The 24908-nt window shown below is 70.7% G+C and carries 25 protein-coding genes and 1 tRNA gene; 19 read left to right on the plus strand and 7 right to left on the minus strand.

What is annotated here, in order from left to right:
* The first annotated feature begins 7 nt into the window (after positions 1-7).
* Positions 8-769 (plus strand): SDR family NAD(P)-dependent oxidoreductase, encoded by a 762-nt coding sequence (locus ACT80S_RS13475; protein ID WP_377416584.1) that lies wholly within the window; start codon positions 8-10, stop codon positions 767-769.
* A gap of 12 nt (positions 770-781) precedes the next feature.
* On the opposite strand, the gene ACT80S_RS13480 is transcribed toward ACT80S_RS13475, so the two are convergent.
* Positions 782-1768: a Bug family tripartite tricarboxylate transporter substrate binding protein gene (locus tag ACT80S_RS13480; protein WP_377416586.1), complete on the minus strand. Its 987-nt coding sequence runs from the start codon at positions 1766-1768 to the stop codon at positions 782-784.
* Between the two features lie 270 nt (positions 1769-2038).
* On the opposite strand from ACT80S_RS13480, the gene ACT80S_RS13485 reads away from it, so the two are divergent.
* The 3 genes from ACT80S_RS13485 (at position 2039) to ACT80S_RS13495 (ending at position 5487) form a co-directional block, all read left to right on the plus strand.
* A complete protein-coding gene (locus tag ACT80S_RS13485) occupies positions 2039-2755 on the plus strand; it encodes an OmpW/AlkL family protein (protein ID WP_377416588.1) in 717 nt (238 codons plus the stop codon).
* A gap of 94 nt (positions 2756-2849) precedes the next feature.
* Complete coding sequence (locus ACT80S_RS13490; RefSeq protein ID WP_377416590.1) at positions 2850-5087, plus strand: NADP-dependent isocitrate dehydrogenase; 2238 nt, start codon at positions 2850-2852, stop codon at positions 5085-5087.
* 100 nt (positions 5088-5187) lie between these two features.
* Positions 5188-5487, plus strand: a complete 300-nt coding sequence (locus ACT80S_RS13495) for an antibiotic biosynthesis monooxygenase family protein (protein ID WP_377416593.1) — start codon at positions 5188-5190, stop codon at positions 5485-5487.
* 31 nt (positions 5488-5518) lie between these two features.
* On the opposite strand, the gene ACT80S_RS13500 is transcribed toward ACT80S_RS13495, so the two are convergent.
* Positions 5519-6226 (minus strand): GntR family transcriptional regulator, encoded by a 708-nt coding sequence (locus tag ACT80S_RS13500; RefSeq protein ID WP_377416595.1) that lies wholly within the window; start codon positions 6224-6226, stop codon positions 5519-5521.
* A gap of 136 nt (positions 6227-6362) precedes the next feature.
* On the opposite strand from ACT80S_RS13500, the gene ACT80S_RS13505 reads away from it, so the two are divergent.
* The 13 genes from ACT80S_RS13505 (at position 6363) to ACT80S_RS13565 (ending at position 20099) form a co-directional block, all read left to right on the plus strand.
* On the plus strand, positions 6363-7136 hold the full coding sequence (locus ACT80S_RS13505; protein WP_377416597.1) for an SDR family NAD(P)-dependent oxidoreductase: 774 nt from the start codon (positions 6363-6365) through the stop codon (positions 7134-7136).
* Positions 7137-7192: 56 nt separating this feature from the next.
* Positions 7193-8398, plus strand: coding sequence for an ABC transporter substrate-binding protein (locus ACT80S_RS13510; protein ID WP_377416599.1), 1206 nt, complete (start codon positions 7193-7195; stop codon positions 8396-8398).
* A 39-nt stretch (positions 8399-8437) separates the two neighbouring features.
* Positions 8438-9340, plus strand: coding sequence for a branched-chain amino acid ABC transporter permease (locus ACT80S_RS13515; RefSeq protein WP_377416601.1), 903 nt, complete (start codon positions 8438-8440; stop codon positions 9338-9340).
* Positions 9337-10368: a branched-chain amino acid ABC transporter permease gene (locus ACT80S_RS13520; RefSeq protein ID WP_377416603.1), complete on the plus strand. Its 1032-nt coding sequence runs from the start codon at positions 9337-9339 to the stop codon at positions 10366-10368. Before ACT80S_RS13515 ends, ACT80S_RS13520 begins: the two co-directional genes overlap by 4 nt.
* Complete coding sequence (locus ACT80S_RS13525) at positions 10365-11132, plus strand: ABC transporter ATP-binding protein (RefSeq protein WP_377416605.1); 768 nt, start codon at positions 10365-10367, stop codon at positions 11130-11132. Before ACT80S_RS13520 ends, ACT80S_RS13525 begins: the two co-directional genes overlap by 4 nt.
* Positions 11125-11844 (plus strand): ABC transporter ATP-binding protein, encoded by a 720-nt coding sequence (locus ACT80S_RS13530; protein ID WP_377416607.1) that lies wholly within the window; start codon positions 11125-11127, stop codon positions 11842-11844. Before ACT80S_RS13525 ends, ACT80S_RS13530 begins: the two co-directional genes overlap by 8 nt.
* A 22-nt stretch (positions 11845-11866) precedes the next feature.
* Positions 11867-12619, plus strand: a complete 753-nt coding sequence (locus ACT80S_RS13535) for an SDR family NAD(P)-dependent oxidoreductase (protein WP_377416609.1) — start codon at positions 11867-11869, stop codon at positions 12617-12619.
* A gap of 14 nt (positions 12620-12633) precedes the next feature.
* Positions 12634-13365 (plus strand): SDR family NAD(P)-dependent oxidoreductase, encoded by a 732-nt coding sequence (locus ACT80S_RS13540; protein ID WP_377416611.1) that lies wholly within the window; start codon positions 12634-12636, stop codon positions 13363-13365.
* The gene (locus ACT80S_RS13545) at positions 13362-15137 is read left to right on the plus strand and encodes an FAD-dependent oxidoreductase (RefSeq protein WP_377416613.1); all 1776 of its coding nucleotides are present in this window, start codon (positions 13362-13364) and stop codon (positions 15135-15137) included. The genes ACT80S_RS13540 and ACT80S_RS13545 overlap by 4 nt, the downstream gene beginning before the upstream one ends.
* Before the next feature lie 20 nt (positions 15138-15157).
* Positions 15158-15769, plus strand: a complete 612-nt coding sequence (locus ACT80S_RS13550) for a glutathione S-transferase (protein ID WP_377416615.1) — start codon at positions 15158-15160, stop codon at positions 15767-15769.
* A 137-nt stretch (positions 15770-15906) separates the two neighbouring features.
* A complete protein-coding gene (gene glpK, locus ACT80S_RS13555) occupies positions 15907-17409 on the plus strand; it encodes a glycerol kinase GlpK (protein WP_377416617.1) in 1503 nt (500 codons plus the stop codon).
* The gene (locus tag ACT80S_RS13560; RefSeq protein ID WP_377416619.1) at positions 17397-18962 is read left to right on the plus strand and encodes a glycerol-3-phosphate dehydrogenase/oxidase; all 1566 of its coding nucleotides are present in this window, start codon (positions 17397-17399) and stop codon (positions 18960-18962) included. Before glpK ends, ACT80S_RS13560 begins: the two co-directional genes overlap by 13 nt.
* Positions 18963-19136: 174 nt before the next feature.
* Positions 19137-20099 (plus strand): homocysteine S-methyltransferase family protein, encoded by a 963-nt coding sequence (locus ACT80S_RS13565; RefSeq protein WP_377416621.1) that lies wholly within the window; start codon positions 19137-19139, stop codon positions 20097-20099.
* A gap of 33 nt (positions 20100-20132) precedes the next feature.
* On the opposite strand, the gene ACT80S_RS13570 is transcribed toward ACT80S_RS13565, so the two are convergent.
* The gene (locus ACT80S_RS13570; RefSeq protein WP_377416623.1) at positions 20133-20351 is read right to left on the minus strand and encodes a YdcH family protein; all 219 of its coding nucleotides are present in this window, start codon (positions 20349-20351) and stop codon (positions 20133-20135) included.
* Positions 20352-20632: 281 nt separating this feature from the next.
* Between ACT80S_RS13570 and ACT80S_RS13575 the strand changes: the two genes are divergently transcribed.
* A complete protein-coding gene (locus ACT80S_RS13575; protein ID WP_377416625.1) occupies positions 20633-21469 on the plus strand; it encodes a rhodanese-like domain-containing protein in 837 nt (278 codons plus the stop codon).
* 42 nt (positions 21470-21511) lie between these two features.
* Here the strand turns inward: ACT80S_RS13575 and ACT80S_RS13580 are convergent, their stop codons facing one another.
* From ACT80S_RS13580 to ACT80S_RS13590, 3 genes are all read right to left on the minus strand, one after another.
* Complete coding sequence (locus tag ACT80S_RS13580; RefSeq protein WP_377416627.1) at positions 21512-21832, minus strand: DUF4282 domain-containing protein; 321 nt, start codon at positions 21830-21832, stop codon at positions 21512-21514.
* A gap of 314 nt (positions 21833-22146) precedes the next feature.
* Positions 22147-22223 (minus strand) — tRNA-Met (locus tag ACT80S_RS13585).
* A 12-nt stretch (positions 22224-22235) separates the two neighbouring features.
* Complete coding sequence (locus tag ACT80S_RS13590; protein WP_377416629.1) at positions 22236-22802, minus strand: nuclear transport factor 2 family protein; 567 nt, start codon at positions 22800-22802, stop codon at positions 22236-22238.
* A gap of 106 nt (positions 22803-22908) precedes the next feature.
* Between ACT80S_RS13590 and ACT80S_RS13595 the strand changes: the two genes are divergently transcribed.
* On the plus strand, positions 22909-24039 hold the full coding sequence (locus ACT80S_RS13595) for a Kelch repeat-containing protein (protein ID WP_377416631.1): 1131 nt from the start codon (positions 22909-22911) through the stop codon (positions 24037-24039).
* A 27-nt stretch (positions 24040-24066) separates the two neighbouring features.
* On the opposite strand, the gene ACT80S_RS13600 is transcribed toward ACT80S_RS13595, so the two are convergent.
* Positions 24067-24846 carry an enoyl-CoA hydratase gene (locus ACT80S_RS13600; RefSeq protein WP_377416633.1) on the minus strand — a complete coding sequence of 260 codons (780 nt, stop codon included), beginning with the start codon at positions 24844-24846 and terminating at the stop codon, positions 24067-24069.
* Between the last annotated feature and the right edge of the window lie 62 nt (positions 24847-24908).

The raw sequence follows: 24908 nt of genomic DNA on the forward strand, positions 1-24908 counted from the left end.
GGCGCGCATGACCCTGCACCTGCCGGGCAGCGACTTTGCCCGCCCCCACGCGGCCCTCGCCGGCCGCCAGGTCCTGGTCACGGGCGGGCGCGGCACCCTCGGCACGGCCCTGTGCGAGGGCTTCCGCTCCCTGGGCTGTACCGTGTGGTCGGTGGACCGCGCGCCGGTCGCCGGGCCGGCCGATGCCGAGGGCATCCGCCACCGGGTGGCCGACGTGCGTGACCGCGCCTCGCTCGAGGCGGTGCAGGCGGAGATCGCCGGCACGCCGGGCCTCGACGTGCTGGTGAACGCCCACGGCCTGCAGCTGCGAAGCGACTTCGCCGGCTGCGACGAGGAGACCTGGATGACGCTGACCGACATCAACCTCAACGGTGTCTACCGCAGCTGCCAGGTGTTCGGCGGGCCGATGCGCGAACGCGGCGGCACCATCGTCAACATCGGCAGCGTCAACGGGGTCGTCGTCTCGGGCAAGGGCACGCCCTACGGCATCCAGAAGGCCGCCGTGGCCCACCTGACCAAGGTGCTCGCGGCGGAATGGGCGCCGACGGTGCGGGTCAACGCGATCGCGCCGACCGCCATTCCCTCGGGCATGACGAAGGACCTGTTTTCCGACCCGCAGTACGTGGCCTCGAAGGTGCGGACCATCCCGCTGGGCCGCTACGGCACGGCCCAGGACATCGTGCACGCCATCGTGTTCCTCGCCTCGCCGGCCTCCGGCCTCATCACCGGCCAGACGCTGGTGATGGACGGGGGCGTGTCGATCGTCTGAGCGGCGGCGGGCTCAGTCGGGCTTGATGCCCGCGCGCTGCACCACCGGCTTCCAGCGCTGGATCTCGCTGGCGATCAGCTGGCCGAAGGCCTCGGGCGTGGTGGGCGTGGCGTAGGCGCCTTCGTTGCGCAGCCGCGCCGCCACCTCGGGCGAGCTGAGGGCCTGGTTGACCTGCGCGTTCAGCCGGGCCACCACCGCCGCCGGCGTGCCGGCGGGCGCCACGATGCCGTACCACTGGTCCGCCTCGAAGCCGGCCAGCCCGGGCAGCCCGGTCTCGGCCACGGTGGGCAGGTCGGGCAGGCTGTCTAGCCGCTTCGGGCTGGAGACGGCCAGCGCCCGCAGGCGGCCGGCCTTGACCATGGGGATCACTGCCGGCGCACCGGTGAACACCAGCTGGATCTGGCCGGACACCGCGTCGTTCACCGCCGGCGCGGTGCCGCGGTAGGGCACGTGCACCATGAACGTCTGCGAGACGAGCTTGAAGTACTCGGTGGCGATGTGGGCGGCGCTGCCGTTGCCGCCCGAGCCGAAGTTCAGGCGGCCGGGGTTGGCCTTGGCATAGGCCACGAGCTCCCTGACGTCCTTCGCCGGCACCGAGGGGTGCACGGCCAGCACGTTGGGCACGCGGGCGACCCAGGCCACCGGGGCGAAGGACTTGACCGGGTCGTAGGGCAGTTGCGGGTAGATGGAGGGGGTGACGGCCAGGGTGCCGATATGCCCCATCAGCAGCGTGTGGCCGTCGGCCGGCGCCTTGGCCACGCGCTCCGCGCCGATCGAGCCGCCCGCGCCGGGCACGTTCTCGATCACCACCGGCACGCCCCAGGCCTGCGTGAGCTGCTGGCCGATGGTGCGCGCCAGGATGTCGGTGCTGCCGCCGGGGGTGAAGGGCACGACCATGCGGATCGGCTTGCCGGGCGCGGGGTAGGCGGGCGCCTGGGCCAGCGCGGGCGCGGCGGCGGCCAGGGCGAGGGCGGCGGTGACGAGGCGGCGTGAAGTCATGGCGGGTGTCGGGGCGCAGAGGGGAGAGACTCGCATTGTCGCGCGCCGCCGCGGGGCTGCGCATTTCGTAGTAGTTGTTGCGATCGGGTGGCGCCTGAAATGCCTTAACTTATCAACTTTCAAAGTGTCATCATTTCTTGCAGATCAGTGCTTCTTACTAGTGGCAACTCCTGTGCATGGTCGAAATAAGGTGTGCCTAGAATGAAAATAGACGGCACCCGGCCCCGGGTGTCGGAACGCAACTCCAACCCTGGCCATTCAGGAAGCACGATGAAGAAGAACCTGTTCAAGGCGGCCGCCTGCGTCGCGGCGCTGGCGGCATCCAGCGCGTTTGCCCAGAAGGCGGGCGACAACATCGTCGGCCTGGGCCTCGCCTCGATCAACCCGGACGCCAAGCTCGGCGGCCTGTCCTCCAGCGGCCCCTTCGCCGTGCCGTTCTCCGCGGTGACCGCGGGCGCCAGCGGCGACGTGAGCAGCGAGATCACCGGCTCCCTGAGCTGGCTGCACATGTACTCGAACGCGATCGGCATCGAAGCCACGATCGGCCTGCCGCCCAAGCACACGATCGACCTGCGCACGCCGTCGCCCTTCGCCTCGGCGGCCTTCCACCCGGCCGCGGCGACCCTCAAGCCCTATACCCCGGCGGTGGTGGCCAAGTACTTCTTCAGCCAGCCCGGCGCCACGGTGCGCCCCTACCTGGGCCTGGGCCTGTCTTGGGTGACCTTCCACGGCTTCAACGTGAACAAGGCCGACCCGATGGTCGCCCAGGTGGCCGGCACCTCGGCCAGCGCCAGCTCGGACTGGACGCCCGTCTACAACGCCGGGGTCATCTACAACATCAACGACCGCTGGAGCGTCAACGCCTCGGTGGCCTACCTCCCGATCCGCACCACCGTCACCTTCGTGGGCGCGGGCGGCACCGTCACCCGCGGCGACCTCAAGCTCAATACGACGGACTACGTGGTCCGCCTCGGCTACCGCTTCTGACCTCCCGGGTTGGGCCCCCCGCCGGCCCGACCTTAAAATGGGCTCCGTGCGCCGACCCGGCGCGCTGAGCCCAACTTTTTTTACAGAGACGCCCGTGGCTGCCGATACCTCCAAGATCATCTACACCCTCACCGACGAAGCGCCCTATCTCGCGACGCATTCGTTCCTCCCCATCGTCCGCGCCTTCGCCGGGGCTGCCGGCATCGACGTGGTCGAGAGCGACATCTCGGTGGCCAACCGGATCCTGGGCGAGTTCCCGGAGTTCCTGACGGACGCGCAGAAGGTCCCGAACACCCTGGCCGACCTGGGCAAGAAGACCCTGCAGCCCGATGCCAACATCATCAAGCTGCCCAACATCTCCGCCTCGCAGAACCAGCTGGTGGCCGCGATCCGCGAGCTGCGCTCCAAGGGCTACATGGTCCCCGAGTTCCCGGACAACCCGCAGACCGACGAGGAAAAGGCGATCCGCCAGCGTTACGGCAAGGTGCTGGGCTCCGCGGTGAACCCGGTGCTGCGCGAAGGCAACTCCGACCGCCGTGCGCCCAACGCGGTCAAGGCCTACGCCCGCAAGAACCCGCACAGCATGGCCGAGTGGAGCCCCGCCTCGCGCACCCACGTCTCGCACATGTTCCACGGCGACTTCTACCACGGTGAGAAGTCCATGACCCTGGACAAGGCCCGCGACGTGAAGATGGAGCTGATCACCAAGTCCGGCAAGACCCTCGTCCTCAAGCCGAAGGTCTCCCTGCTGGCCGGCGAGATCATCGACTCGATGTTCATGTCCAAGAAGGCGCTCGTGGAGTTCTACGAGAAGCAGATCGAGGACGCGCACAAGACCGGCGTGATGTTCTCGCTGCACGTCAAGGCCACGATGATGAAGGTGTCCCACCCCATCGTCTTCGGCCACTGCGTGAAGATGTTCTACAAGGAAGCCTTCGAGAAGCACGGCAAGCTGTTCGACGAGCTGGGCGTGAACGTGAACAACGGCATGGCCAACCTGTACGACAAGATCTCCACCCTGCCGCAGTCCAAGCAGGAAGAGATCAAGCGTGACCTGCACGCCTGCCACGAGCACCGCCCCGAGCTGGCCATGGTGGACTCGGCCAAGGGCATCACCAACTTCCACTCGCCCAACGACATCATCGTGGACGCCTCCATGCCGGCCATGATCCGCCAGGGCGGCAAGATGTACGGCGCTGACGGCCGCCTGAAGGACGTCAAGGCGGTCATCCCCGAGTCCACCTTCGCCCGCATCTACCAGGAGATCATCAACTTCTGCAAGTGGCACGGCGCCTTCGACCCGAAGACCATGGGCACGGTGCCCAACGTCGGCCTGATGGCCCAGCAGGCCGAGGAATACGGCTCGCACGACAAGACCTTCGAGATCCCCGAGGACGGCGTCGCCAACATCACCGACCTGGCCACCGGCGAGGTGCTGCTGTCGCAGAACGTGGAAACCGGCGACATCTGGCGCATGTGCCAGGTCAAGGACGCCGCCATCCGCGACTGGGTGAAGCTGGCCGTGACCCGCGCCCGCAACTCCGGCATGACCGCCGTGTTCTGGCTGGACCCGTACCGTCCGCACGAGGCCGAGCTGACCAAGAAGGTCAAGGCCTACCTGAAGGACCACGACACCACCGGCCTGGACATCCAGATCATGAGCCAGGTGCGCGCCATGCGTTACACCCTGGAGCGCGTGATTCGCGGCCTGGACACCATCAGCGTGACCGGCAACATCCTGCGCGACTACCTGACCGACCTGTTCCCCATCATGGAGCTGGGCACCAGCGCCAAGATGCTGTCCATCGTTCCGCTGATGGCGGGCGGCGGCATGTACGAGACGGGCGCCGGCGGCTCCGCGCCCAAGCACGTGCAGCAGCTGGTCGAGGAGAACCACCTGCGCTGGGACTCGCTGGGCGAGTTCCTGGCCCTGGCGGTGAGCCTGGAGGAAGAGGGCATCAAGACCGGCAACGCCAAGGCCAAGATCATCGCCAAGGCGCTGGATGCCGCCACCGGCAAGCTCCTGGACAACAACAAGAACCCCTCGCCCAAGACCGGCCAGCTCGATAACCGCGGCAGCCAGTTCTACCTGACCCTGTACTGGGCCCAGGCGCTGGCCGAGCAGACCGAGGACGCCGACCTGGCTGCGCGCTTCAAGCCGCTGGCTGCCACCCTGGCCGCCAACGAGCAGAAGATCGTCGAGGAGCTCAACTCCGTCCAGGGCAAGGCCGTGGACATCGGCGGCTACTATTTCCCCGACCGCGCCAAGGTCAGCGCGGTGATGCGCCCGAGCGCCACGTTCAACGCGGCACTGGACAGCGTCAAGGGCTGATCCCCCGCTCCCCACGAAGGGCCTCGCAAGAGGCCCTTTTTTTCGTCGGCGCCCAGGCCCGGGACGGGCCGGCCGCACTCAACCCCAGAGGCAGATTTCCATGATCGTCGAAGTTGCAGATTTCAAGGTCCGGCCCGAGGACGCCGCCGCGTTCTCCGAGGCCATCACCCGCGCCGCCGCCAGCGTGCTGGCCCAGGCCGGCGGCTACCGCCGCCACACCATCCTGGCCTGCCAGGAAACCGCCGGCCGCTTCCTGCTCACGGTGGAGTGGGACACGCTGGAGGACCACACCGTGGGCTTCCGCCAGTCGCCGGCCTTCACCGAGTGGCGCGCCATCATCGGCCCGTTCTTCCTGCAGCCGCCCCACGTCGAGCATTTCGACGTGGTGGCCGCGGCCTGAGGCAGGCCCCTCCACGCGGGCGGCGCGCCCTTCAGGCCGCGGCGGTCGGCGCGGGCACCTGTGCGGCGACCGGGGACTCCGACGCCTGGTAGTTGTCCCGCAGGATCACGCCCGCGTAGTAGACGTGCTCGCGCATCAGCTGCTCGGCGCGCGGGGCATCGCGCTCCAGCACCGCCTCGACGATGCGATGGTGGTCGCCATGCGAGCGCAGGATCACCGCATGTGACACGTCCCACAGCACCAGCCGGTCCGAGGCGTAGGGGATCTGGTGCGCCTGCTCGACGAAGCGGTCCAGCCAGGCATTGCCCGCCGCCGCCATCAGCGTGTCGTGCAGGTCCACGTTCATCTGCTGGTAGGGCGCATGGTCCTCGGGTAGCAGGGCGCCCTTGGCCAGGATGCGGTCGCCCAGCGCCAGGCAGTCCTGCAGCCGCTGCGCCTGCGCCGGCGTGAGGCCCTTCTGCGCCGCGCGCCGGCAGGCCAGCCCCTCCAGCACCGAGCGCACCTCGTAGGCCGCCAGGATCATGTCCAGGTCGAAGGCCCGCACCAGGTAGCCGCGCTTGGCCTGGTAGTCGATCAGCCCCTCGCTGGCCAGGCGCGACAGCGCCGCGCGCACTGGCGTGCGCGACACCCCGAGCAGCGCCGCCGCCGGGATTTCCTCGATGCGCTCCCCAGGCTTGAAACGACCCGCCAGGATCCAGCTGCGCAGCGTCTCGGTGACATGTTCGGAGAGCGTTTCCATGGGGGTGAAGCGTAGCAGGGATACCGGCCATGTGTATACATGTATGTCGGAAATGTCCGAATTTAAGGGTTTACCCGGTCGAATTGAGGGAATCATGTATGCATGATGCCTTCCGTTGTCCTGATCCGGTCTTCCCATGAACTCCTCTTCCCCCTCCTCGCGCCTGGCCCTGGTCACCGGGGGTGGCCGTGGCATCGGCGAGGCGATCTGCCGCCAGCTGGCCCGTGACGGCCTGCGCGTGGTGGTGGCCGACCTCGACGCCGCCAATGCCGCCCGCGTGGCCGATGCGCTGGGCCCGGGCCATGCCGCCTGCGCCGTCGACGTGGCCGACGAGGCCGCCGTCACCCGCCTGTTCGACCAGGTCGAGGCCGCCCACGGCCCGGTCGCGGTACTGGTCAACGTGGCGGGCCTGCTGATCCTGCCGAACGGCGAGCGCCCCCTGATCAAGGACATGAGCCTGGATACCTGGGAGCGCAGCTTCGCCGTCAACGCCCGCGGCGCCTTCCTGTGCAGCCGCGAGTACCTGCGCCGCCGCGAGGCGCTGCCGGTGGCGGGCGGGCGCGTGGTCTTCTTCGGCTCGGTGGCCGCCCAGCTCGGGGGCTACCGCTCCAGCGCCGCCTACATCGGCGCCAAGGCCGCCGTGATGGGCTTCGCCAAGGCCTTCGCCCGCGAATCGGCCCACCTGGGCATCACCGCCAACACCATCGCCCCCGGCCTGATCGACACCGACATGCTGCGCGCCACCGTCACCAGCAGCGGGGCCCTGGCCGCTGCCGCCCAGAACATCCCCCTGGGCCGCATCGGCACGGTGGACGACTGCGCCGCCGCCGTCGCCTACCTGGTCTCGCCCCAGGCCGCCTACATCACCGGCAACGTGATCGACGTCAACGGCGGCTACCGCATGCAGTGACGCCGCGCCATTTCCTCCCGCTCCCTTCCGCACCCATCCCACACAAGGAGACACCGATGAAACTGATGAAACCCCTGGCCCTGGCGCTCGCCCTGTGCGCCGCCGGCCTCGCCCAGGCCCAGCAGGAGCCCGGCCTGACCGACAAGGTCATCAAGATCGGCGCGTTCGCGCCCCTGTCCGGCAACTCCATGGCCTATGGCTTCGACGTGCTCAACGCCGCGAAGATGTACTACGACAAGGTCAACAAGGAAGGCGGTATCCATGGCCGCAAGATCGAGCTGGTCGTCGAGGACGACCGCTGCAACGCCAACGACCTGCTGGCCGCGGTGAAGAAGCTGACCGAGCAGGACAAGGTCTTCCTGCTCAATGGCGGCTCCTGCTCGGGCGCCGTGGTCGGCGCGCGCGAGTACATCGAGCGTGCCCAGATCCCGTACGTGATGCTCAACGCCTCCGGCGACGGCGCGCTGTACCCGCCCTCCAAGTACATCTTCGGCGCCTTCTCCATCTCGCAGCGCGCGGTGGGCGGCTCGATGGTGCAGTTCGCCGCCGAGCACCTCAAGGGCAAGAAGATCGGCTACATCAACCACGACGACGCCTACGGCGGCTGGAACCTCGAGGCCGCCGAGTTCCAGGCCAAGCGGATCGGCGTGGACCTGCAGGTGCAGTCGGTCAACCCGAACCTGACCGACGTCACCGCGCCCATGCTCAAGATCCGCGCCGCCAACCCGGACGTGCTGCTGATCACCACCTACGCCCGCCCGGTCAGCCTGCTGGTGAAGAAGGCCCACGAACTGGGCTGGAACAAGCCCATCGTCATCGCCGTGAACGGCACCGCCGACCTCAAGCAGCTGGTGGAGAACGTGGGCAACAAGGACGCCTTCAAGAACGTCTACCTGCAGGAGGTCATGCTCGACGTGCCCGGCGGCCCCAAGCTGAAGTGGGTCTACGACATGTACAAGCAGTACTACCCGGACCTGGCTGCCAAGCCCGGCTACCCGCAGACCTACATGCCCTATGGCATCCCCTCGGCCATGGCCGTGGTCAACGCGCTCAAGGCCGCCGGCCCGCAGCCGACCCGCGAGAAGGTGCTGACCGCGCTCACGCAGACCAAGTTCGACTCCGGCGTGATGGCCGGCCCGATCGAGCTGACCGCCACCGACCACGCCGGCCAGAAGTCCGCCATCTACCTGAAGTTCGACGGCGAGAACAAGACGCTGGTCCCTGGCAGCTACCGCAGCGCCTGGACCTACCAGCCCAAGTAAGGAAGGAGGGGCCGGGGGCTCGCCCCCGGCCCGCACGACATGAGCTTCAGTGACATCTGGCTGTTCCTCCAGCAGGGCGTGCTGTCCGGGCTGGTGACCGGCAGCGTCTACGCGCTGCTGGCCATTGCCATCGTCTCGGTCTTCAAGACCACCGACGTCCCCAACTTCGCCCAGGGCGAGATCTTCATGATGGGGGGCTACATCGCCCTGTCGCTGCTGCTCATCGCGGGCTGGTCCTATGCGGTGGTGATCCCGGTCACGGTGCTGGCCGTGGCTGCCCTCGGCGCCGTCTTCCAGAAGGTCGTGATGGAGCGCGTCACCCACTCCAAGGGCGTGGGCGTGCAGCTGGTCATCGCCACCCTCGGCCTGGCCTACCTGCTCAAAGGCCTGGTGCGCCAGACCGGCCTGGGCGACACGCCGCGCTCGCTGCCCTCGCTGGTCTCCAACGACCCCATCATCGTGGGCGACGCGGTGCTCACGCACCTGGACCTGGCGATCTTCGCCGTGGCGGTCACCGTCATGGTGCTGCTGTACCTGATGTTCAACCGCACCCGCATCGGCAAGGCCATGCGCGCGGTGGGCATGAACCCCAAGGCGTCCCAGATCGTGGGCATCCGCCTGTCCCGCATCCGCATGATGGTGTGGGCGCTGTCCGGGCTGGTCTCGGCGGTCGCCGCCATCCTCATCACCCCCAAGATCCTGATCACGCCCGACATCGCGCACATCGCCATCCTGGCGTACGCGGCGGCGATCGTCGGCGGGTTCACCAGCCTGCCCGGCGCGGTGCTCGGCGGCCTCATCGTGGGCATCGTGGAGAACCTGGTGGGCCTGTTCGTCTCGACCAACGCCATCGTGGTCGCGCCCTTCCTCCTGATCCTGGTCACCCTGGTGGTGCGCCCGCAGGGCCTGCTGGGCGGCAAGCCGCAGGTGAAGAAAGTATGAAGTCCCTCCCGATCGACAAGGCGGCCCTGGCCGCCGCAGCCGTGGTGCTCGCGGCCCTGCCGTTCACCACCTCCGGCTACGTGCTGTACGTGGTCAACCTGCTCATGGTCTTCGTGGTGCTGGCCCTGGGCATGCACCTGGTGATCGGCGAGACCGGCCAGTTCGCGCTCTCGCACACCGCCTTCTACGGCATCGGCATCTACACCGCCGGCCTGGTGAACACCGCCTGGCACCCGCCCTTCGTGGTGTCCATCCTCGCCGGGGCGCTGCTCTCGGCGGTGCTGGGCTACCTGATCGGACTGCTGGCCCTGCGCATGCGGGACATCTACCTGGCCCTGGCCACCTTCGCCTTCGGCGAGGCGATGCAGTGGGTCTTCCTGAACTGGGACAAGGTCACCGGCGGCTCCAACGGCATGCGCATGCAGCCCGCCGAGCTGTTCGGCCTGAAACTGACCAACGACCTGCAGGCCTACCCCTTCGTCATCGTGCTCACGGCGCTGATGCTGTGGCTCACCGTGGCCCTCTCGCGCTCGCAGTACGGCTCCTCGCTGCGCGCGGTGCGCGAGAGCGACGTGGCCGCCATGGCCATGGGCATCAACGTCAAGCGCATGAAGCAGAGCGCCTTCGCGCTGTCGGCCGCCTATGCGGGCATGGCCGGCGGCATGTACACCCTGTTCACCTCCTTCATCCACCCCGAGAGCCTGGGCTTCCAGACCACCATCCTGGTGCTGACCATGGTGGTGGTGGGCGGTATCGGCTCGGTGCGCGGCGCGGTGCTGGGGGCCATCGCCTTCGGCCTGATCTCCGAGCTGCTGCGCCAGGCGCTGTCGATCCAGGAAATCATCTACGGCGCCATCCTCATGGGATTCATGATGTTCAAGCCCAAGGGCCTGTTCGCGGACCGCCGCGCCAGCGCGCCCGAACCGGTGCGCGCGCCGGCGGCCGCTGCGGCTGCCGCGGCGTTGCCCGCCGCCAGCCCGGCGGCTGCCCGCGCCCCGGCGCAACACGCCGCGGAGGTGACGCCGTGAGCGCTGCCCCCTTCCTCGACATCGACGGCCTGACGGTGCGCTTCGGCGGCCTCACCGCGGTCAATGGCCTGTCGTTCCAGGTGCAGCGCGCGAGCATCCACGCGCTGATCGGCCCCAACGGCGCCGGCAAGTCCACCACCTTCAACTGCATCTCCCGCTACTACACGCCCTCGGCCGGCCGCATCACGCTGGACGGCCAGGACATCACCCGCCTGCCGCCCTCGCGCATGGCCTCGCTGGGCGTGGCCCGCACCTTCCAGAACCTGGAGCTGTTCGGTGAGCTCACCGTCTACGAGAACGTGCTCCTGGGGTGCCACACGCACAGCGCCTCCAGCCTGGGCGGCCTGCTGCGCCGGCCGGGCGCCGATACCCGCGAGCTGGTGGACAGCCTCATCGAGCGCGTGGGCCTGAGCGCCGACCGCGCCACCCGCGCCCGCGAGCTGGACTTCGGCCGCCAGAAGCTGCTGGAGATCGCCCGCGCGCTGGCCATCAAGCCGCGCCTGCTGCTGCTGGACGAGCCGGCCGCCGGCCTGCGCAATCGCGACATCGAGGCGCTGGATCGCCTGCTCACCGAGCTGGCCCGGCAGGACGGCATCACCGTGCTGCTGGTGGAACACGTCATGCAGCTGGTCATGTCCATTTCCGACCGCATCACCGTCATGTCCTTCGGCGAGAAGATCGCCGAGGGCACGCCGCAGGAAGTGGCGGCGGACGAGCGCGTCATCGAAGCCTACCTGGGCAAGGGAGTCACGGCCGATGCCTGAAGCCATGCTGCAAGTCAGCGGCGTGAGCGCCGCCTACGGGCCGATCCAGGCCCTGTCCCATGTGTCCCTGGCCGTGCCCAAGGGCGAGATCGTCGCCCTGCTCGGAAGCAACGGCGCGGGCAAGAGCTCCACGCTCAATGCGATCACGCGCCTGATCCAGCCCACCGCGGGCGAGGTGCGCTTCGACGGCGAGGTGATCTCGCGGCTGCCGTCCGACGAGATCGTGCGCCGCGGCCTGGTGCAGGTTCCCGAGGGCCGCGAGGTGTTCCGCGAGATGAGCGTGCGCGAGAACCTCGAGCTGGGCGCCTACCTGCGCCGCGACCGCGGCGGCATCGCGCAGGACTTCGAGAAGGTCTTCACCCTGTTCCCGCGCCTGCGCGAGCGGGCCGACCAGCGCGCCGCCACCCTGTCGGGCGGCGAGCAGCAGATGCTGGCCATCGGCCGGGCGCTGATGTCGCGCCCGCGCATGGTGCTGTTCGACGAGCCCTCGATGGGCCTGTCGCCCCTGCTGGTGGAACAGATCTTCGCCGCCATCCGCCGCCTGAACCGCGAGGAGGGCATGACCGTGCTGCTGGTGGAGCAGGACGTCCAGCTGGCCCTCACCGTGGCCAGCCACGCCTACATCCTGGAGAACGGCGAGGTGACCGTGCAGGGCCCCTCACGGCAGCTGATGAACGACCCCGCCGTGCGGCGGGCCTACCTCGGCGCCTGACCGGCGCCACCGGAGTCAACCCATGGATCTTCTCAAGGGCAAGCTGGCCCTGGTCACCGGCGCGGCCGGCGGCCTGGGCAGCGCCATCGCCGAGGGCTTCGCGCGCGAGGGCGCGCGGGTCATCGTGGCCGACCTGGACCGCGCCAGGGCGCAGGCCGTGGCGGACCGCATCACCGCCGCCGGCGGCCAGGCCTGGGGCGAAGCGGTCGACGTCACCGACCGCGGCGCGGTCAACGCCTTCGCGCAGGACATCGGCGCGCGCCGCGGCGCCATCGACGTACTGGTGAACAACGCCGGCATCTCCGGCCGCGCCCGCATCGACGATCCGCAGGCCGCCGAGGTCTGGGACCGCATCATCAACGTCAACCTCGAGGGCCTGTTCAACGTGACGCAGGCCTTCGTGCCGGCGCTGAAGTCCACCCGCGGCAGCATCGTCAACCTGTCGTCCATCGTGGCCTTCGTCAGCGGCATCTCCTCGGCCGGCTACGTCGCCTCCAAGGGCGCGGTGCGCTCGCTCACGCAGGTGCTGGCGCGCGACCTCGCGCCCTTCGGCGTGCGCGCCAACGCGGTGGCCCCGGGCCTGATGCTCACCGAGATGGTGAGGCCGCAGCTGGAGGTGCCCGGCGGCACCGACTGGTACATGGACCGCGTGCCGATGGCGCGCGGCGGCGAGCCGCACGAGATCGTCGGCCCGGTGGTCTTCCTGGCCTCGGAGATGGCCAGCTACGTCAATGGCGTGGTGCTGCCGGTGGACGGCGGCTTCCTCGCCGCATGAAGGGAATCGAGAACATGAGCAGCAAACCCCTGGCCCTGGTCACGGGCGGCGCCAGCGGCATGGGCCTGGCGACGGTGGAGCGCCTCGCGCGCGACGGCTTTGCGGTGGTGATGGTCGACCGCGTGGCGGACCTCGCCGAGCGCGAGACGGCGCGCCTGTGCAGCCTGGGCCTGGACGTGCGCTGCGCGGTGGTGGACCTCACCGACGAGGCCGCCGTACGTGCGCTGGTGCGCTCGCTGGGCCCGGTCCGCGCCCTGGTGAACAACGCCGGCGTGTTCGACGAGCGCAAGTTCCTGGAGGTCACCAACGACGACTTCCGCCGCGTCTACGAGGTCAATCTCGTCGCGGTCGCCACGCTCACGCAGGAGGTGGCCCGCACCATGCCCGAGGGCGGGCGCATCGTGAACATCGCCTCGCGCGCCTACCTGGGCGCGAAGAACCACCCGCACTACGTGGCTTCCAAGGCGGCGGTGGTCGGCTACACCCGCGCCAGCGCGATGGAGCTGGCCCCGCGCGGCATCCTGGTCAACGCCATCGCGCCGGGACTGATCGACACCCCCCTGCTGCGCGCGCTCACGCCCGAGCGCATGGCGGCGCAGCTCGCGCTGCAGCCCACCGGCAAGGCCGGCCGGCCGGAGGACATCGCCCACGCGGTCTCCTTCCTCGCCTCGCCCGCCACCGACTTCATCACCGGCCAGGTGCTGTTCCTCGACGGCGGCAAGTCGCTGGGAGGGTCGGCGGCATGAGCGCAGCGCAGGGCGTGGGGGCACCCGCGGGTGCAGCGGCGTGGGACCAGGCGTTCGACCTGGTCGTGGTCGGCGCCGGTGCGGGCGGCATGGCCGCGGCGCTGGCGGCGCGCATCGAGGGCCTCTCGGTGCTGCTGCTGGAAAAGAGCGACCGCATCGGCGGCTCCACCGCCGTCTCCGGCGGCGCGGTGTGGGCGCCCCTGAACTCGCAGACCGCGCAGGCCGGCCACCCCGACACCCGGGAACAGGTGCTGACCTACCTGCGCCACACCGTGGGCGACGCCTCGCCGCAGGACCTGCAGCGCGCCTTCGTCGACTCGGCCTCGCAGGCGGTCGACTACTTTGCCCGCCATACCGAGGTGAAGCTGGCCGCGCGCACCTACTCGCCCGACTACTACCCCGACCGCCCCGGCGCCGCGCTGGGGGGCCGTTCGCTCGACCCGCTGATGTTCGACGGCCGCCTCCTGGGCAAGCGGCAGTTCCGCGAGCTGCGCGACCCGCTGCCGGAGTTCCTGGTGCTGGGCGGGATGATGATCACGATGACCGATGCCAAGCACCTGCTCGCGGTCACGAAGTCCTTCACCTCCTGGCGCGAGGGCATGAAGCTGGTGCTGCGCTACTTCGCCGACCGCCTGGCCGGCTACCACCGCGGCACCCGGCTGGTGCTGGGCAACGCGCTCGCCGCCCGCCTGTTCAAGAGTGTGATCGACCGCGGCATTCCCTACTGGCTGGAGGCCGACACGCAGCGGCTGCTGCACGGCGCGGACGGCGGCGTCGATGGCGTCGAGGTGAGCCACCAGGGCCGCCTGCTGCGCGTGCGCGCGCGCCGCGGCGTGGTGATTGCCACCGGCGGCTTCCCCTGGAGCGAGCCGCTGCGCGCGGCGCAGTACCCGGAGCCCACCGGGCCGTGGTCCATGTCGCCGCAGGGGAACCGCGGCGAGGGCATCGCGCTGGCCCGCGCCGCCGGCGCAGCGCTGGGCGAGGGCCATGCGAGCCCGGCGTTCTGGGCGCCGGTCTCGGTGCTGACGAAGCCCGACGGCAGCGTCACCCGCTACCCGCACCTGGTGTGGGACCGCGCCAAGCCGGGCCTGATGGCGGTGAACGGCGCCGGCCGCCGCTTCGTCAACGAATCCACCTCGTACCACGAGTTCGTGCGCGGCATGTACGCCTCGCACGCCTCGGTGCCCACGGTGCCGGCCTTCCTGGTATGCGACAGCGACTTCATCGAGCGCTGGGGCCTGGGGCTGGCCCTGCCGGGCGGGCGCCCGCGCGAGCACCTGGTGCGCGCCGGCTACCTGCACAAGGCCGACTCGCTGGAGGCCCTGGCCCGCCAGCTGGGCCTGGACCCGGTGGCCCTGCAGGAGTCGGTCGAGCGCTTCAACCGCCTCGCCGCGACCGGCCGCGACGAGGACTTCGGCAAGGGCGGTACCGCGTACAACCGCTACCTCGGCGATCCCGGGCACCAGCCCAACGAGTGCCTGGGGCCGCTGCGCCAGGGCCCTTTCTACGCCGTCAAGGTCTACCCCGGCGACATCGGCACCGCCTGCGGCGTGCGATGCAATGCCGACGCGCAGGCGCTGGACGCCCAGGGCCGCGTGGTCCGCGGGCTGTACGCCGCGGGCAACGACATGCACTCCGTCATGGGCGGCCAGTACCCCGCGCCCGGCATCACCCTGGGCCCCGCGCTCACCTTCGGCTGGCGCGCGGCGATGCATGCGGCGCATGGCGCGGCGACAGCCGCCGCCGCGCCGGCCACCGTGGCCACCGCCTGACCTCACCGAGAATCCACGCGATGAAGATCTACTTCTCCCCCTTCTCCCCCTACGTGCGCAAGTGCCTGGTGGCCGCCCACGAACTGGGCCTGGCCGACCGCCTCGAGCTCCTGCCCTCCAACGCCCACCCGGTGCAGCGCGATCGCCAGATCATCGAGACCAACCCCCTGGGCAAGGTGCCCACCTTCTTCACCGACGACGGCCTGGCGCTGTACGACAGCCGGGTCATCTGCGAGTACCTGGACACGCTGGCCGGCGGCACGCTGTTCCCGCGCTCGGGCCGCGCGCGCTGGCAGGCGCTGACCCTGCAGTCGCTGGGCGACGGCATCCTCGACGCGGCGCTGCTCGCGCGCTACGAGGACGTCGCCCGCCCCGAGGCGATCCGCTGGCCCGAATGGCGCGCCGCGCAGCTGGACAAGGCCGAGACCTCGCTGGCCCACCTGGAGGCGCATCCCGAGCTGCTGGAGGGCCGCGTCGACATCGGCTCGCTGGCGGTGGGCTGTGCGCTGTGGTACCTGGACCTGCGCTTCCCCGACCTCGGCTGGCGCCACCGCTTCCCCGGCGTGGCGGCCTGGTATGCCGGCTTCAGCCAGCGGCCGTCGATGGCCAGCACCTGGGCGCTGCCGGCCTGACGCCTTCCGCGGCTGCGGGGCGCGCGGTGGCGGCCCCTGGTCCGGCCCCGTCCCGATAGCCCGCCCGCACCGCACGCACTATCCTGTGGCCCTGGCCGGCCCGCACCGGGCCGCGCCGCTGCCTCGGCGGGGTGTGCATGCGACATGTTCTTGCGCTCGACCAGGGAACCACCGGCTCCCGGGCCATCGTCTTCGATGAAGCCGGCGAGGCGGTCGCCACCGCCCAGCGCGAGTTCCGGCAGCACTTCCCGCAGCCGGGGTGGGTCGAGCATGACCCGCTGGAGATCTGGGAGAGCCAGCGCGCCGTGGCGCTGCAGGCGCTGGCCGCCCTGCGCGAGGCGCGCGGGGCCGCGCAGGTCGACGCCCTGGCGATCACCAACCAGCGCGAGACCGTGGTGCTGTGGGACCGCCGCACCGGCGAGCCGCTGTGGAACGCCATCGTCTGGCAGGACCGGCGCACGGCCGGCCGCTGCGAGCGCCTCGTCGCCGAGGGCCATGAGGCCGCCATCCGCCGCAAGACCGGGCTGGTGGCCGACGCCTACTTCTCCGCCACCAAGCTGCAGTGGCTGCTCGACACGGTCCCCGGCGCCCGCGAGCGCGCCGGGCGCGGCGAGCTGGCCTGCGGCACCATCGACAGCTGGCTGGTCTGGCGCCTCACGCAGGGCGCCAGCCATGTCACCGACGTCGGCAACGCCTCGCGCACGATGCTGTTCGACATCCACCGCCTCGACTGGGACGACGAGCTGCTGCGCCTGTTCGACATCCCGCGTGAGGTGCTGCCCCGCGTCGTCCCCTCCTGCGGCGTGATCGCGCAGGCCGCCCCCGCGGTGCTGGGGCAGGCCCTGCCCATCGCCGCCATCGCCGGCGACCAGCAGGCCGCGACCTTCGGCCAGGCCTGCTTCGCGCCCGGCCTGGCCAAGAACACCTACGGCACCGGCTGCTTCATGCTGATGAACACCGGGGCGCGGCCGGTGGACAGTCCCAGCCGCCTGCTCGCCACCGCGGGCTGGCAGGCGCAGGACGCGCGCCTGCCCCTGGCCTACTGCCTCGAGGGCTCGGTGTTCGCGGCGGGCGCCACGGTGCAGTGGCTGCGCGACGGGCTGCAGGTGATCGAGTCCTCGCGCGAGGTGGAGGCGCTGGCCGCGCAGGTGGAGGACACCGGCGACGTGTACCTCGTGCCCGCCTTTGCCGGCCTGGGCGCGCCCGACTGGGACGCGCGGGCCCGCGGCGCCCTGGTGGGCCTGACCCGCGGCACCACCCGCGCGCACATCGCCCGCGCCGCGCTGGAGGCCATCGCCCTGCAGGTGGCGGACGTGTTCGACGCCATGGGCCGCGACGCCGGCCTGCCGCTGCGCGAGCTGCGCGTGGACGGTGGCGCCTGCCGCAACGACCTGCTGATGCAGCTGCAGGCGGACATCCTCGGCGTGCCCGTGGTGCGGCCCACCGTCACCGAGAGCACCGCGCGCGGCGCGGCCTTCCTCGCCGGCCTGGCCACCGGCGTGTGGCGCGATGCGGACCAGGTCGCCGGGCTCTGGCGCGTGGACCGCCGCTTCGAGCCCGCCTGGCCGGCCGAGCGCCGCCAGGCGAAGCACCACCGCTGGCGCCAGGCGGTGGACCGGGCGCGGGCATGGGCTCTGTAGGCACGGGCCCGGCCGACCGGGCCCTCCAGCTCGCGCGGCTGTCCTCGCAGGCCTGGGACCTCGCCATCGTCGGCGGCGGGGCCACCGGCCTGGGCCTCGCGCTCGACGCCGTGCTGCGCGGCTACCGCGTCGCCCTGGTCGAGGCCCATGATTTCGCCCAGGGCGCCTCCTCGCGCTCCACCAAGCTGCTGCACGGCGGCGTGCGCTACCTCGCGCAGGGCCGGCTCGGCCTGGTGCGCCAGGCCCTGCGCGAGCGCGCGATCGTGCTGGCCAACGCGCCGGGGCTGTGCCGGCCGCTGTCCTTCGTGGTCCCCGTCTACAGCGGCTGGGACCGGGTGCGCTACGGGCTGGGGCTGTCGGCCTACGCGCTGCTGGCGGGCGCCCGCAGCCTGGGGCCGACACAGTGGCTGGACGCCGGCGAGACCCTGCGCGCGCTGCCCGCGGTGAAGCGCGCCGGTCTGCGGGGCGGCATCCGTTACTGGGACGCGCAGTTCGACGACGCGCCGCTGGCCGTGGCCCTCGCGCGCAGCGCGGCGCGCGAGGGGGCAGTGGTGCTGAACCACCTGGCGGCGCGGGCCTTCGCCTACGAGGACGGGCGGGTGGTCGGGGTGGCGTGTGCCGATGCGCAGACGGGCCGCGGGCACACGCTGCGCGCGCGCTGCGTCGTCAATGCCGCGGGCGCGTGGGCGGATGCGGTGCGGGCCCTCGAGCCGGCCGGCGCCGGCGACGCGTTCGAGGCCCGCCTGCGCCCCAGCCGCGGGTCGCACCTGGTGCTGCCCAGCGAGTGCCTGGCCTCGGACGAGGCGCTGCTGGTGCCCAGCACCCGCGATGGCCGCGTGCTGTTCGCGATCCCGTGGGAAGGGCGGCTGCTCGCCGGGACGACTGACGTGCCCTGTGACGGCCCGCAGGACGCGCCCGAGCCCTCGCCGGACGAGGTCGACTTCATCCTCGGCGAACTGGCGCGCTACCTGGAGCGCCCGCCGGTGCGCGCCGACATCGTGAGCCAGTGGTCGGGCCTGCGTCCGCTGGTGAGGCCGCAGGCCCGGGGCATGGCCAGCGCCTCGATCAGCCGCGAGCACGACATCGCCATCGGCCCGTCGGGGCTGGTCACCGTGACCGGCGGCAAGTGGACCACCTACCGCGTCATCGCCGACGACGTGGTGCGGGCCTGCGTGCGCGCCGGGCTGCTGCAGGCCCGGGGGGACTGCCGCACGGCGGACTACCGCCTCACGGGCGGCGGCGCCGGTCCGGACCTTGGTGCGGACGGGGTCGGCGCGGGGGATGCGCACGACATGGCCGACGTGGTGGATCGCACGGGCGGGGACGCCCTGGGCCCCGGCCTCACCGAGGCCCGCGTGCGCTTCGCGGTGCACCAGGAGTTCGCGCAGACCGTGGAGGACGTGCTCGCGCGGCGGGTGCGCCTGCTGTTCACGGATGCCCGCGCGGCCCTGGCGTGCGCCCCGCGCGTGGCGCAGGTCCTGGCCGCCGAGGGCATCGCCGAGCCGCGCCTGGCGGCCTTCCAGGCGCTGGCGGCGCACTACCTGCCGCGGTGAGGTCCAGGCCTTGCGGATGTCCCGCAGCGGGATGACGGTGTCGCCGTCCTGCGGGATGCTGCCCCGTTGCAGGGCCGGGGCCAGGCGCCACGGCACGGCGCCGTGCCGTGGACAGCCCACCGGGCGAGGCGCAGACTTCGGCAGGTGCCGCCTTCAACGATGGGAGGACTGCCCATGTCGACCTCGCCCCGCCCGCTGCCGCAACTCGCACCGGTTCCCTTCCTCACCGATGGCGGACTCGAGACCACCCTGGTGTTCCGGGAGGGCCTGGAGATCCCGTCGTTCGCGGTCTTCACGTTGCTCCGTTCCCCGCAGGGGCGCGAGGCCCTGCGGCGCTACTACGCTGACTACCTGCAGCTCGCCGTGCAGCATGGTGTCGGCCTCATCCTCGAGGCGCCGACCTGGCGCGCCAACCCGGACTGGGGCTGGAGGCTGGGCTACACGCTCGACGAGCTGGCCGCCGCCAACCGCGAGGGCATGGCCCTGCTGGCGGAGGTGGCGGCGGACACGGTGGCCGCCGGGCAGCCCCGGGTCCTGAGCGGCTGCATCGGGCCCCGGGGTGATGGGTATGTCGCCGGCGGCGTGATGTCGGTGCCCCAGGCACGCGCCTACCACGCGTGGCAGGTTGGCGTGCTGGCCCGCACGCAGGCCGACATGGTCTGCGCCATGACCATGACCAGCGCCGAGGAGGCCGCCGGGGTCGCCCTGGCGGCGAAGGCGCATGGCATGCCCGTCGCGATCTCGTTCACCACCGAGACCGATGGCCGCCTGCCCAGCGGGCAGGCACTGGGCGAAGCCATCCAGCAGGTCGATTCAGCCTCGGACGGCTACCCGGGCTACTACATGGTCAATTGCGCGCATCCCACCCATTTCCGTGAGGCCCTGGCGGGCGCAGGCGCCTGGCTGCAGCGCCTGCGAGGCATCCGCGCCAATGCGTCGCGTCTGAGCCATGCCGAACTCGACGCGGCGCCGGTCCTGGACGACGGCGACCCGGTGGACCTCGCGCAGTCCTATGTGCAATTGCGGCCCCTTCTGCCCGCATTCACCATCATGGGGGGCTGCTGCGGAACCGACACTCGCCACGTCGACGCCATGGCCCGCGCCTTGCGGCCCCTCTTCGGCTCTGTCCCGGGTTGACTGGCAGGGTGAGCCACGCGCGCGGCGTGGATGTCAGTGGCCCGCTGCCTTCTTCAGGAGGGCATACAGGTCGTCCTTGATCCGCAGCTTTTCCTTCTTCAGGGCCTCGATCTCGCCCAGGGCCGAGGGCTCGATGCGCTCCTCCATGTTGCGGATCTTCTGGTCGAGATCGTTGTGCCTGTCGAACAGGCGGGTGAAGTGCTGGTCCCGGTGCTTGAGGGTCGTGATGAGGTCGCGGTATTCGGGAAACATCGGATCACCTTTCAAGGACGGCCCGGATGCAGGGCGCGGGTCGCCCGCGTGGCCAGGTCGCCATCTTGAACCTTGCGGGCCTGCCCGTGCGTTGATGGAAATCAATCGCCGGGACGCGGCGGCAGGGGCTGGGCCTGCGTGGCCCGCGCCCGCGGGCGGCCGTGGCCCGCGGCATGCCCGCAGGCGGAATATCCAAATGAAAAGAAGTTCGAACGTTTGGTATTCATTTTGACCGTGACCCATGGATACTCGCCCGTTCGAATTCTCCCGAGGAAAGAGCCATGTTCTCCCATGTCCTGAAGTGCGTTGCGCTGGCCGGTGCGGCCCTGTGCGCCTCGCTGTCCGTTTCCGCACAGGATGCCGTGAAGCCGGCCTCCGGCCCGCTGGATGGCAACCGCTACATGCACGAGCGCTTCTATGCCGCTGACATCAGCGCCGCCTCGGCCTACCTGCGCTCGCAGCGCACCGGCGCCGGCCGCCTGGCCATCGTCGACGTGCGTGATGCCACCGAGTACCGCAACGGCCACCCCGCCGGCGCCCGCCACATCCCCTACCCGCGCGTCTTCCAGGAGTGCAACGCCAACCCCAAGGCGCCCGGCGACACGGTGCTGCGCTCGGAGGATGGCGGCACCTGCCTCTACGGCACCAAGAGCGGCTCGGTCGTCCGCATGAGTGACGAGGAACTGTTCAAGGCCTTCGAGGCCGCCTACCCGGACAAGAACCAGGCCTTCGCCCTCCTGTGTCGCACGGGCTCGCGCTCGGCCAAGGCGGGCAACGTGCTGTCGAACCCGGAGAAGTACCTGGGCGCCGCCTATGCGGGCCGCGGCTACAAGCAGGTGTTCAACATCTGGGAAGGCTTCGTCGGCATGCCGCTGGTGCCGATCCATCCGGACACCCGCACGGTGATCGGGGCCGAGGGCGGTACGGTGCCGATCACGCTGGAGAACGGCATGCAGGCCGTGGGCTTCAAACCGGCCTACCTGGACCTGGACAAGGACGGCAAGATCACCAACGCCGACCTCGACGGCTGGCGCTACCACCAGGGCCTGCCCTTCGAGCTGACGATGGACAAGGCCCACCTGAACGCGAAGGCCGCGCCGTACTACGAGAAGAACTGATCACGCGCGGGGCAGGGGCCGGGTCATCCGGCCCTGCGCCGCTCACGACTGCTCGAAATGCGCCGCGGTGCGGATCGAGGCGTCGCTCAGGTCGCACAGCATCAGCGAGATCTCGCGGAACAGCCGTGACAGGAAGATCGTCGCCACCGCGATGAACAGGCACACCGCGAGGGTCAGGATCCGGTCGGAGGCCCGACTGGTGAAGATGTTGATCAATCCGCCCACGACCCACAGCGCCGCCAGGGCGAGGCCCAGCAGGTAGGCCATCTGGGTCAGGCTTCGGGAGGCCGGGTACAGGCTTTCCTTGCGCATGCGCACGGCGAAGGTCTGCGGGTCGCAGAAGTCGTCACGCCGCCGGGTCATGGCCCGTTTCAGGGCCGGCCCCGCCACGGGCGCACCCGCGGCGGCTGCCGCTTCGACCCGGCTGTAGATGGCCCCGCACCGGGGGCAGGGCTCCATCGAGTCGCCGCGCGCGGCGTCCTTCACGAAACCGCATTTCAGGCACTTGCGCTCCATCGCACATCCTTTCCGGATCGACTTGTACGGATGGGTAACAAGTTTATCAATCTGATAATGGGTTCGAATTGAATCCCTGGTCCGGAGTCGTCATTTGGTTGACGCGGGCGCGGCGCGGGCCAAAGAAAAAGCCCGCTGTGCGGGCACAGCGGGCTTTGATTTGGTGGCGCTTCACGGACTCGAACCGCGGACCTGTGGATTATGATTCCATCGCTCTAACCGACTGAGCTAAAGCGCCGAGAAAACAAGATTATAGCGGATCTGCGAAGCGGCTTTCCGCGAGGTCGTTCCAGACCTCCTGCCTGCGAATTTTTCCGGACTCCAGCTCGAAGCGGTCGATGAAGCGCACCCCCTCGAAGGGGCGCCCGTCGGGCCACCGGCCCTGCAGCGTGCCGCTGCAGTGGACCACCGTCACATCCCCCTGCCACGACTCCTCGAAGCGCTCGCAGCGCTTCTCCACCGACTGGTAGCGCCCCTTCGCCCACTCGACGAGTTCGTGCAGCCGGTGCATGGCCCGCCCGCCCGGGAACACCATCTCGAAACCCGGCGCGAGCCACTGGGCGGCCGCCTCCAGGTCGCGCCGGCCCATCGCCTCCAGGAAGGCCCGCACCACGGGCGTTGCCTCGGGCACGACCGGGCCGCCCGCCGAGGCGATGCGGCCGTCGCGCCGGTAGGTGGCGGCCTCATGGACGAAGACCGTGGTGCCGGCCTCCGGCGCGAGGACCACGGAGCGGGCGGCCGTGGCCACGCGATCGACCAGGCGCTCGCGCGCATCCGCGGGGTAGCCGGGCAGGAGGGTGATGGCGATGACGGGCATGGCAGAAGAAGTGTCTCGGTGAAGTCCCGCGATGGTGGCACAGCCCCCGCCGCCTATGATGGCCCGCAGCCAGACCCCGGGCTCCACCGGGGCACCAGGAGACTCCATGACCGTCCACCGCCGCCACCTCCTGGCAGCCGGCGCCAGCCTGCTCGCCTCGCCCACCGCCTTCGCGCAGCCGGGCCACGCGGGCCACGCGCCCTCCCTGCCGGCCGCCCCGTCCTCCCCCGAGCCCTATGCCCGCCTGCAGGGCGGCGTGCCGCACCACCTCACGCCCGACCAGGAGGCGCAGCGTTCCTTCGCCAGCCCCGCGCCGGCCGGCGCGCCCGGGCGCTGGGTGCCGCGCGCGGCGCTGCCGATCCCCCGCAGCGAGATGGCCTGGGCCGTCGAGTGGGCCGGGCGGCTGCACGTGATCGGCGGCTACGGCGAAGGCCGCGTCGACCGCGGCTACCACCACATCTACGACCCGCGCGACGACCGCTGGTACCTCGGCGCGGCGCTGCCCCGCGGCGCCAACCATGTCGCGGTGGCCGCAGCGGCCGGGCGCATCTATGCCTTCGGCGGCTTCATCGAGCAGAACCGCAACCCCGACACCCATGCCTACGCCTACGACGTGGCCGCCGACCGCTGGAGCCCGGTGGCACCCTTGCCCCGCCCGCGCGGCGCAGCCGCAGCCGTGGCCCTGGCCGGGAAGATCCACCTGATCGGGGGCGCCTCGGCGCCGACCGAGGAGCGCGCCAGCGTGGGCTGGCACGAGGTCTACGACCCGCAGGCCGACGCCTGGAGCCGCCGCAAGGCGCTGCCCGGCGCGCGTGACCACGTCGGCTGCGTGGCCTGGCAGGGGCGCCTCCATGTGATCGGCGGGCGCTTCAACACCTTCGAATACAACACCGGCCTGCACCACGTGTACCTGCCCGATCGCGACACCTGGGAGCTGCGCGCGCCGCTGCCCACGCCGCGCTCGGGGCATGGGCTGGTGGTCTACCGGGACCGCCTGTTCGCCATGGGCGGCGAGGGCGGCATCATCAACCGGCCGGGGCAGCAGACGGTGTTCGGCCAGATGGAGAGCTACGACCCGGCCAGCGACCGCTGGCAGTCCCACGCGCCCATGCCGACGCCGCGCCACGCGGTGGGCGCGGTGACCATCGGTGACTGGGTCTACGTGGCGGGCGGCGGCGCGGTGCTGGGCGGCTCGGTGCAGTCCGCCGTGCACGAGGCCTTCACGCTCGGGGCCTGAGCGCCGCGGCGCAGCCCCGGCGCCGCGTCAGCGGTGCTTGAATTGCGGCTTGCGCTTGTTCACGAAGGCGTCCATGCCTTCCTTCTGGTCCTCGGTGGCGAAGAGGGCGTGGAACATGCGGCGTTCGAACATCACGCCGTCGGACAGCCCGCCCTCGAAGGCGCGGTTCACCGACTCCTTGGCCGCCATCACCGCCAGCTGCGAGAACTCGCAGATCACCAGCGCGGCGCCGAGCGTTTCCTCCATCAGCTTGTCCAGGGGCACGACGCGGCTCACCAGGCCGGAGCGCTCGGCCTCGGTGGCGTCCATCATGCGGGCTGTGAGAGCCATGTCCATGGCCTTGGACTTGCCCACTGCGCGCGGCAGGCGCTGCGTGCCGCCGGCGCCGGGGATGATGCCCAGCTTGATCTCGGGCTGGCCGAACCTGGCGTTGTCGGCGGCGATGATGAAGTCGCACATCATCGCCAGCTCGCAGCCGCCGCCCAGGGCGAAGCCCGCGACCGCTGCGATCACCGGCTTGCGGATGCTGCGGATGGTTTCCCAGTTGCGGGTGATGTAGTCGCCGCCGTAGGCGTCGGCGAAGGTGTACTTGGCCATGGCGCCGATGTCGGCGCCGGCGGCGAAGGCCTTCTCGCTGCCGGTGATGACCATGCAGCCGATCGCCGGGTCGGCGTCGAAGGCCTGGAGCGCGGCGCCGAGTTCATCCATCAGCTGGCCGTTCAGCGCATTGAGCTGCTTGGGGCGGTTCAACTGGATGATGCCGACCTTGCCGGCTTCGGTGCGCACTTCGATGCATTCGTAGGACATGCCGTCTCCTCGGGGGTAGTTGTCCCGACGACTATACCCAAGGCCCCTTGCATGAAACCTTC

The sequence above is a fragment of the Ramlibacter sp. MAHUQ-53 genome, assembly GCF_052600055.1.

Coding starts and splice junctions, on each gene's coding strand:
- ACT80S_RS13475 (WP_377416584.1), top strand. CDS start 8: ATGACCCTGCACCTGCCGGGCAGCGACTTTGCCCGCCCCCACGCGGCC.
- ACT80S_RS13480 (WP_377416586.1), bottom strand. CDS start 1,768: ATGACTTCACGCCGCCTCGTCACCGCCGCCCTCGCCCTGGCCGCCGCC.
- ACT80S_RS13485 (WP_377416588.1), top strand. CDS start 2,039: ATGAAGAAGAACCTGTTCAAGGCGGCCGCCTGCGTCGCGGCGCTGGCG.
- ACT80S_RS13495 (WP_377416593.1), top strand. CDS start 5,188: ATGATCGTCGAAGTTGCAGATTTCAAGGTCCGGCCCGAGGACGCCGCC.
- ACT80S_RS13500 (WP_377416595.1), bottom strand. CDS start 6,226: ATGGAAACGCTCTCCGAACATGTCACCGAGACGCTGCGCAGCTGGATC.
- ACT80S_RS13505 (WP_377416597.1), top strand. CDS start 6,363: ATGAACTCCTCTTCCCCCTCCTCGCGCCTGGCCCTGGTCACCGGGGGT.
- ACT80S_RS13510 (WP_377416599.1), top strand. CDS start 7,193: ATGAAACTGATGAAACCCCTGGCCCTGGCGCTCGCCCTGTGCGCCGCC.
- ACT80S_RS13515 (WP_377416601.1), top strand. CDS start 8,438: ATGAGCTTCAGTGACATCTGGCTGTTCCTCCAGCAGGGCGTGCTGTCC.
- ACT80S_RS13520 (WP_377416603.1), top strand. CDS start 9,337: ATGAAGTCCCTCCCGATCGACAAGGCGGCCCTGGCCGCCGCAGCCGTG.
- ACT80S_RS13530 (WP_377416607.1), top strand. CDS start 11,125: ATGCCTGAAGCCATGCTGCAAGTCAGCGGCGTGAGCGCCGCCTACGGG.
- ACT80S_RS13535 (WP_377416609.1), top strand. CDS start 11,867: ATGGATCTTCTCAAGGGCAAGCTGGCCCTGGTCACCGGCGCGGCCGGC.
- ACT80S_RS13540 (WP_377416611.1), top strand. CDS start 12,634: ATGAGCAGCAAACCCCTGGCCCTGGTCACGGGCGGCGCCAGCGGCATG.
- ACT80S_RS13545 (WP_377416613.1), top strand. CDS start 13,362: ATGAGCGCAGCGCAGGGCGTGGGGGCACCCGCGGGTGCAGCGGCGTGG.
- ACT80S_RS13550 (WP_377416615.1), top strand. CDS start 15,158: ATGAAGATCTACTTCTCCCCCTTCTCCCCCTACGTGCGCAAGTGCCTG.
- glpK (WP_377416617.1), top strand. CDS start 15,907: ATGCGACATGTTCTTGCGCTCGACCAGGGAACCACCGGCTCCCGGGCC.
- ACT80S_RS13560 (WP_377416619.1), top strand. CDS start 17,397: ATGGGCTCTGTAGGCACGGGCCCGGCCGACCGGGCCCTCCAGCTCGCG.
- ACT80S_RS13565 (WP_377416621.1), top strand. CDS start 19,137: ATGTCGACCTCGCCCCGCCCGCTGCCGCAACTCGCACCGGTTCCCTTC.
- ACT80S_RS13570 (WP_377416623.1), bottom strand. CDS start 20,351: ATGTTTCCCGAATACCGCGACCTCATCACGACCCTCAAGCACCGGGAC.
- ACT80S_RS13575 (WP_377416625.1), top strand. CDS start 20,633: ATGTTCTCCCATGTCCTGAAGTGCGTTGCGCTGGCCGGTGCGGCCCTG.
- ACT80S_RS13580 (WP_377416627.1), bottom strand. CDS start 21,832: ATGACCCGGCGGCGTGACGACTTCTGCGACCCGCAGACCTTCGCCGTG.
- ACT80S_RS13590 (WP_377416629.1), bottom strand. CDS start 22,802: ATGCCCGTCATCGCCATCACCCTCCTGCCCGGCTACCCCGCGGATGCG.
- ACT80S_RS13595 (WP_377416631.1), top strand. CDS start 22,909: ATGACCGTCCACCGCCGCCACCTCCTGGCAGCCGGCGCCAGCCTGCTC.
- ACT80S_RS13600 (WP_377416633.1), bottom strand. CDS start 24,846: ATGTCCTACGAATGCATCGAAGTGCGCACCGAAGCCGGCAAGGTCGGC.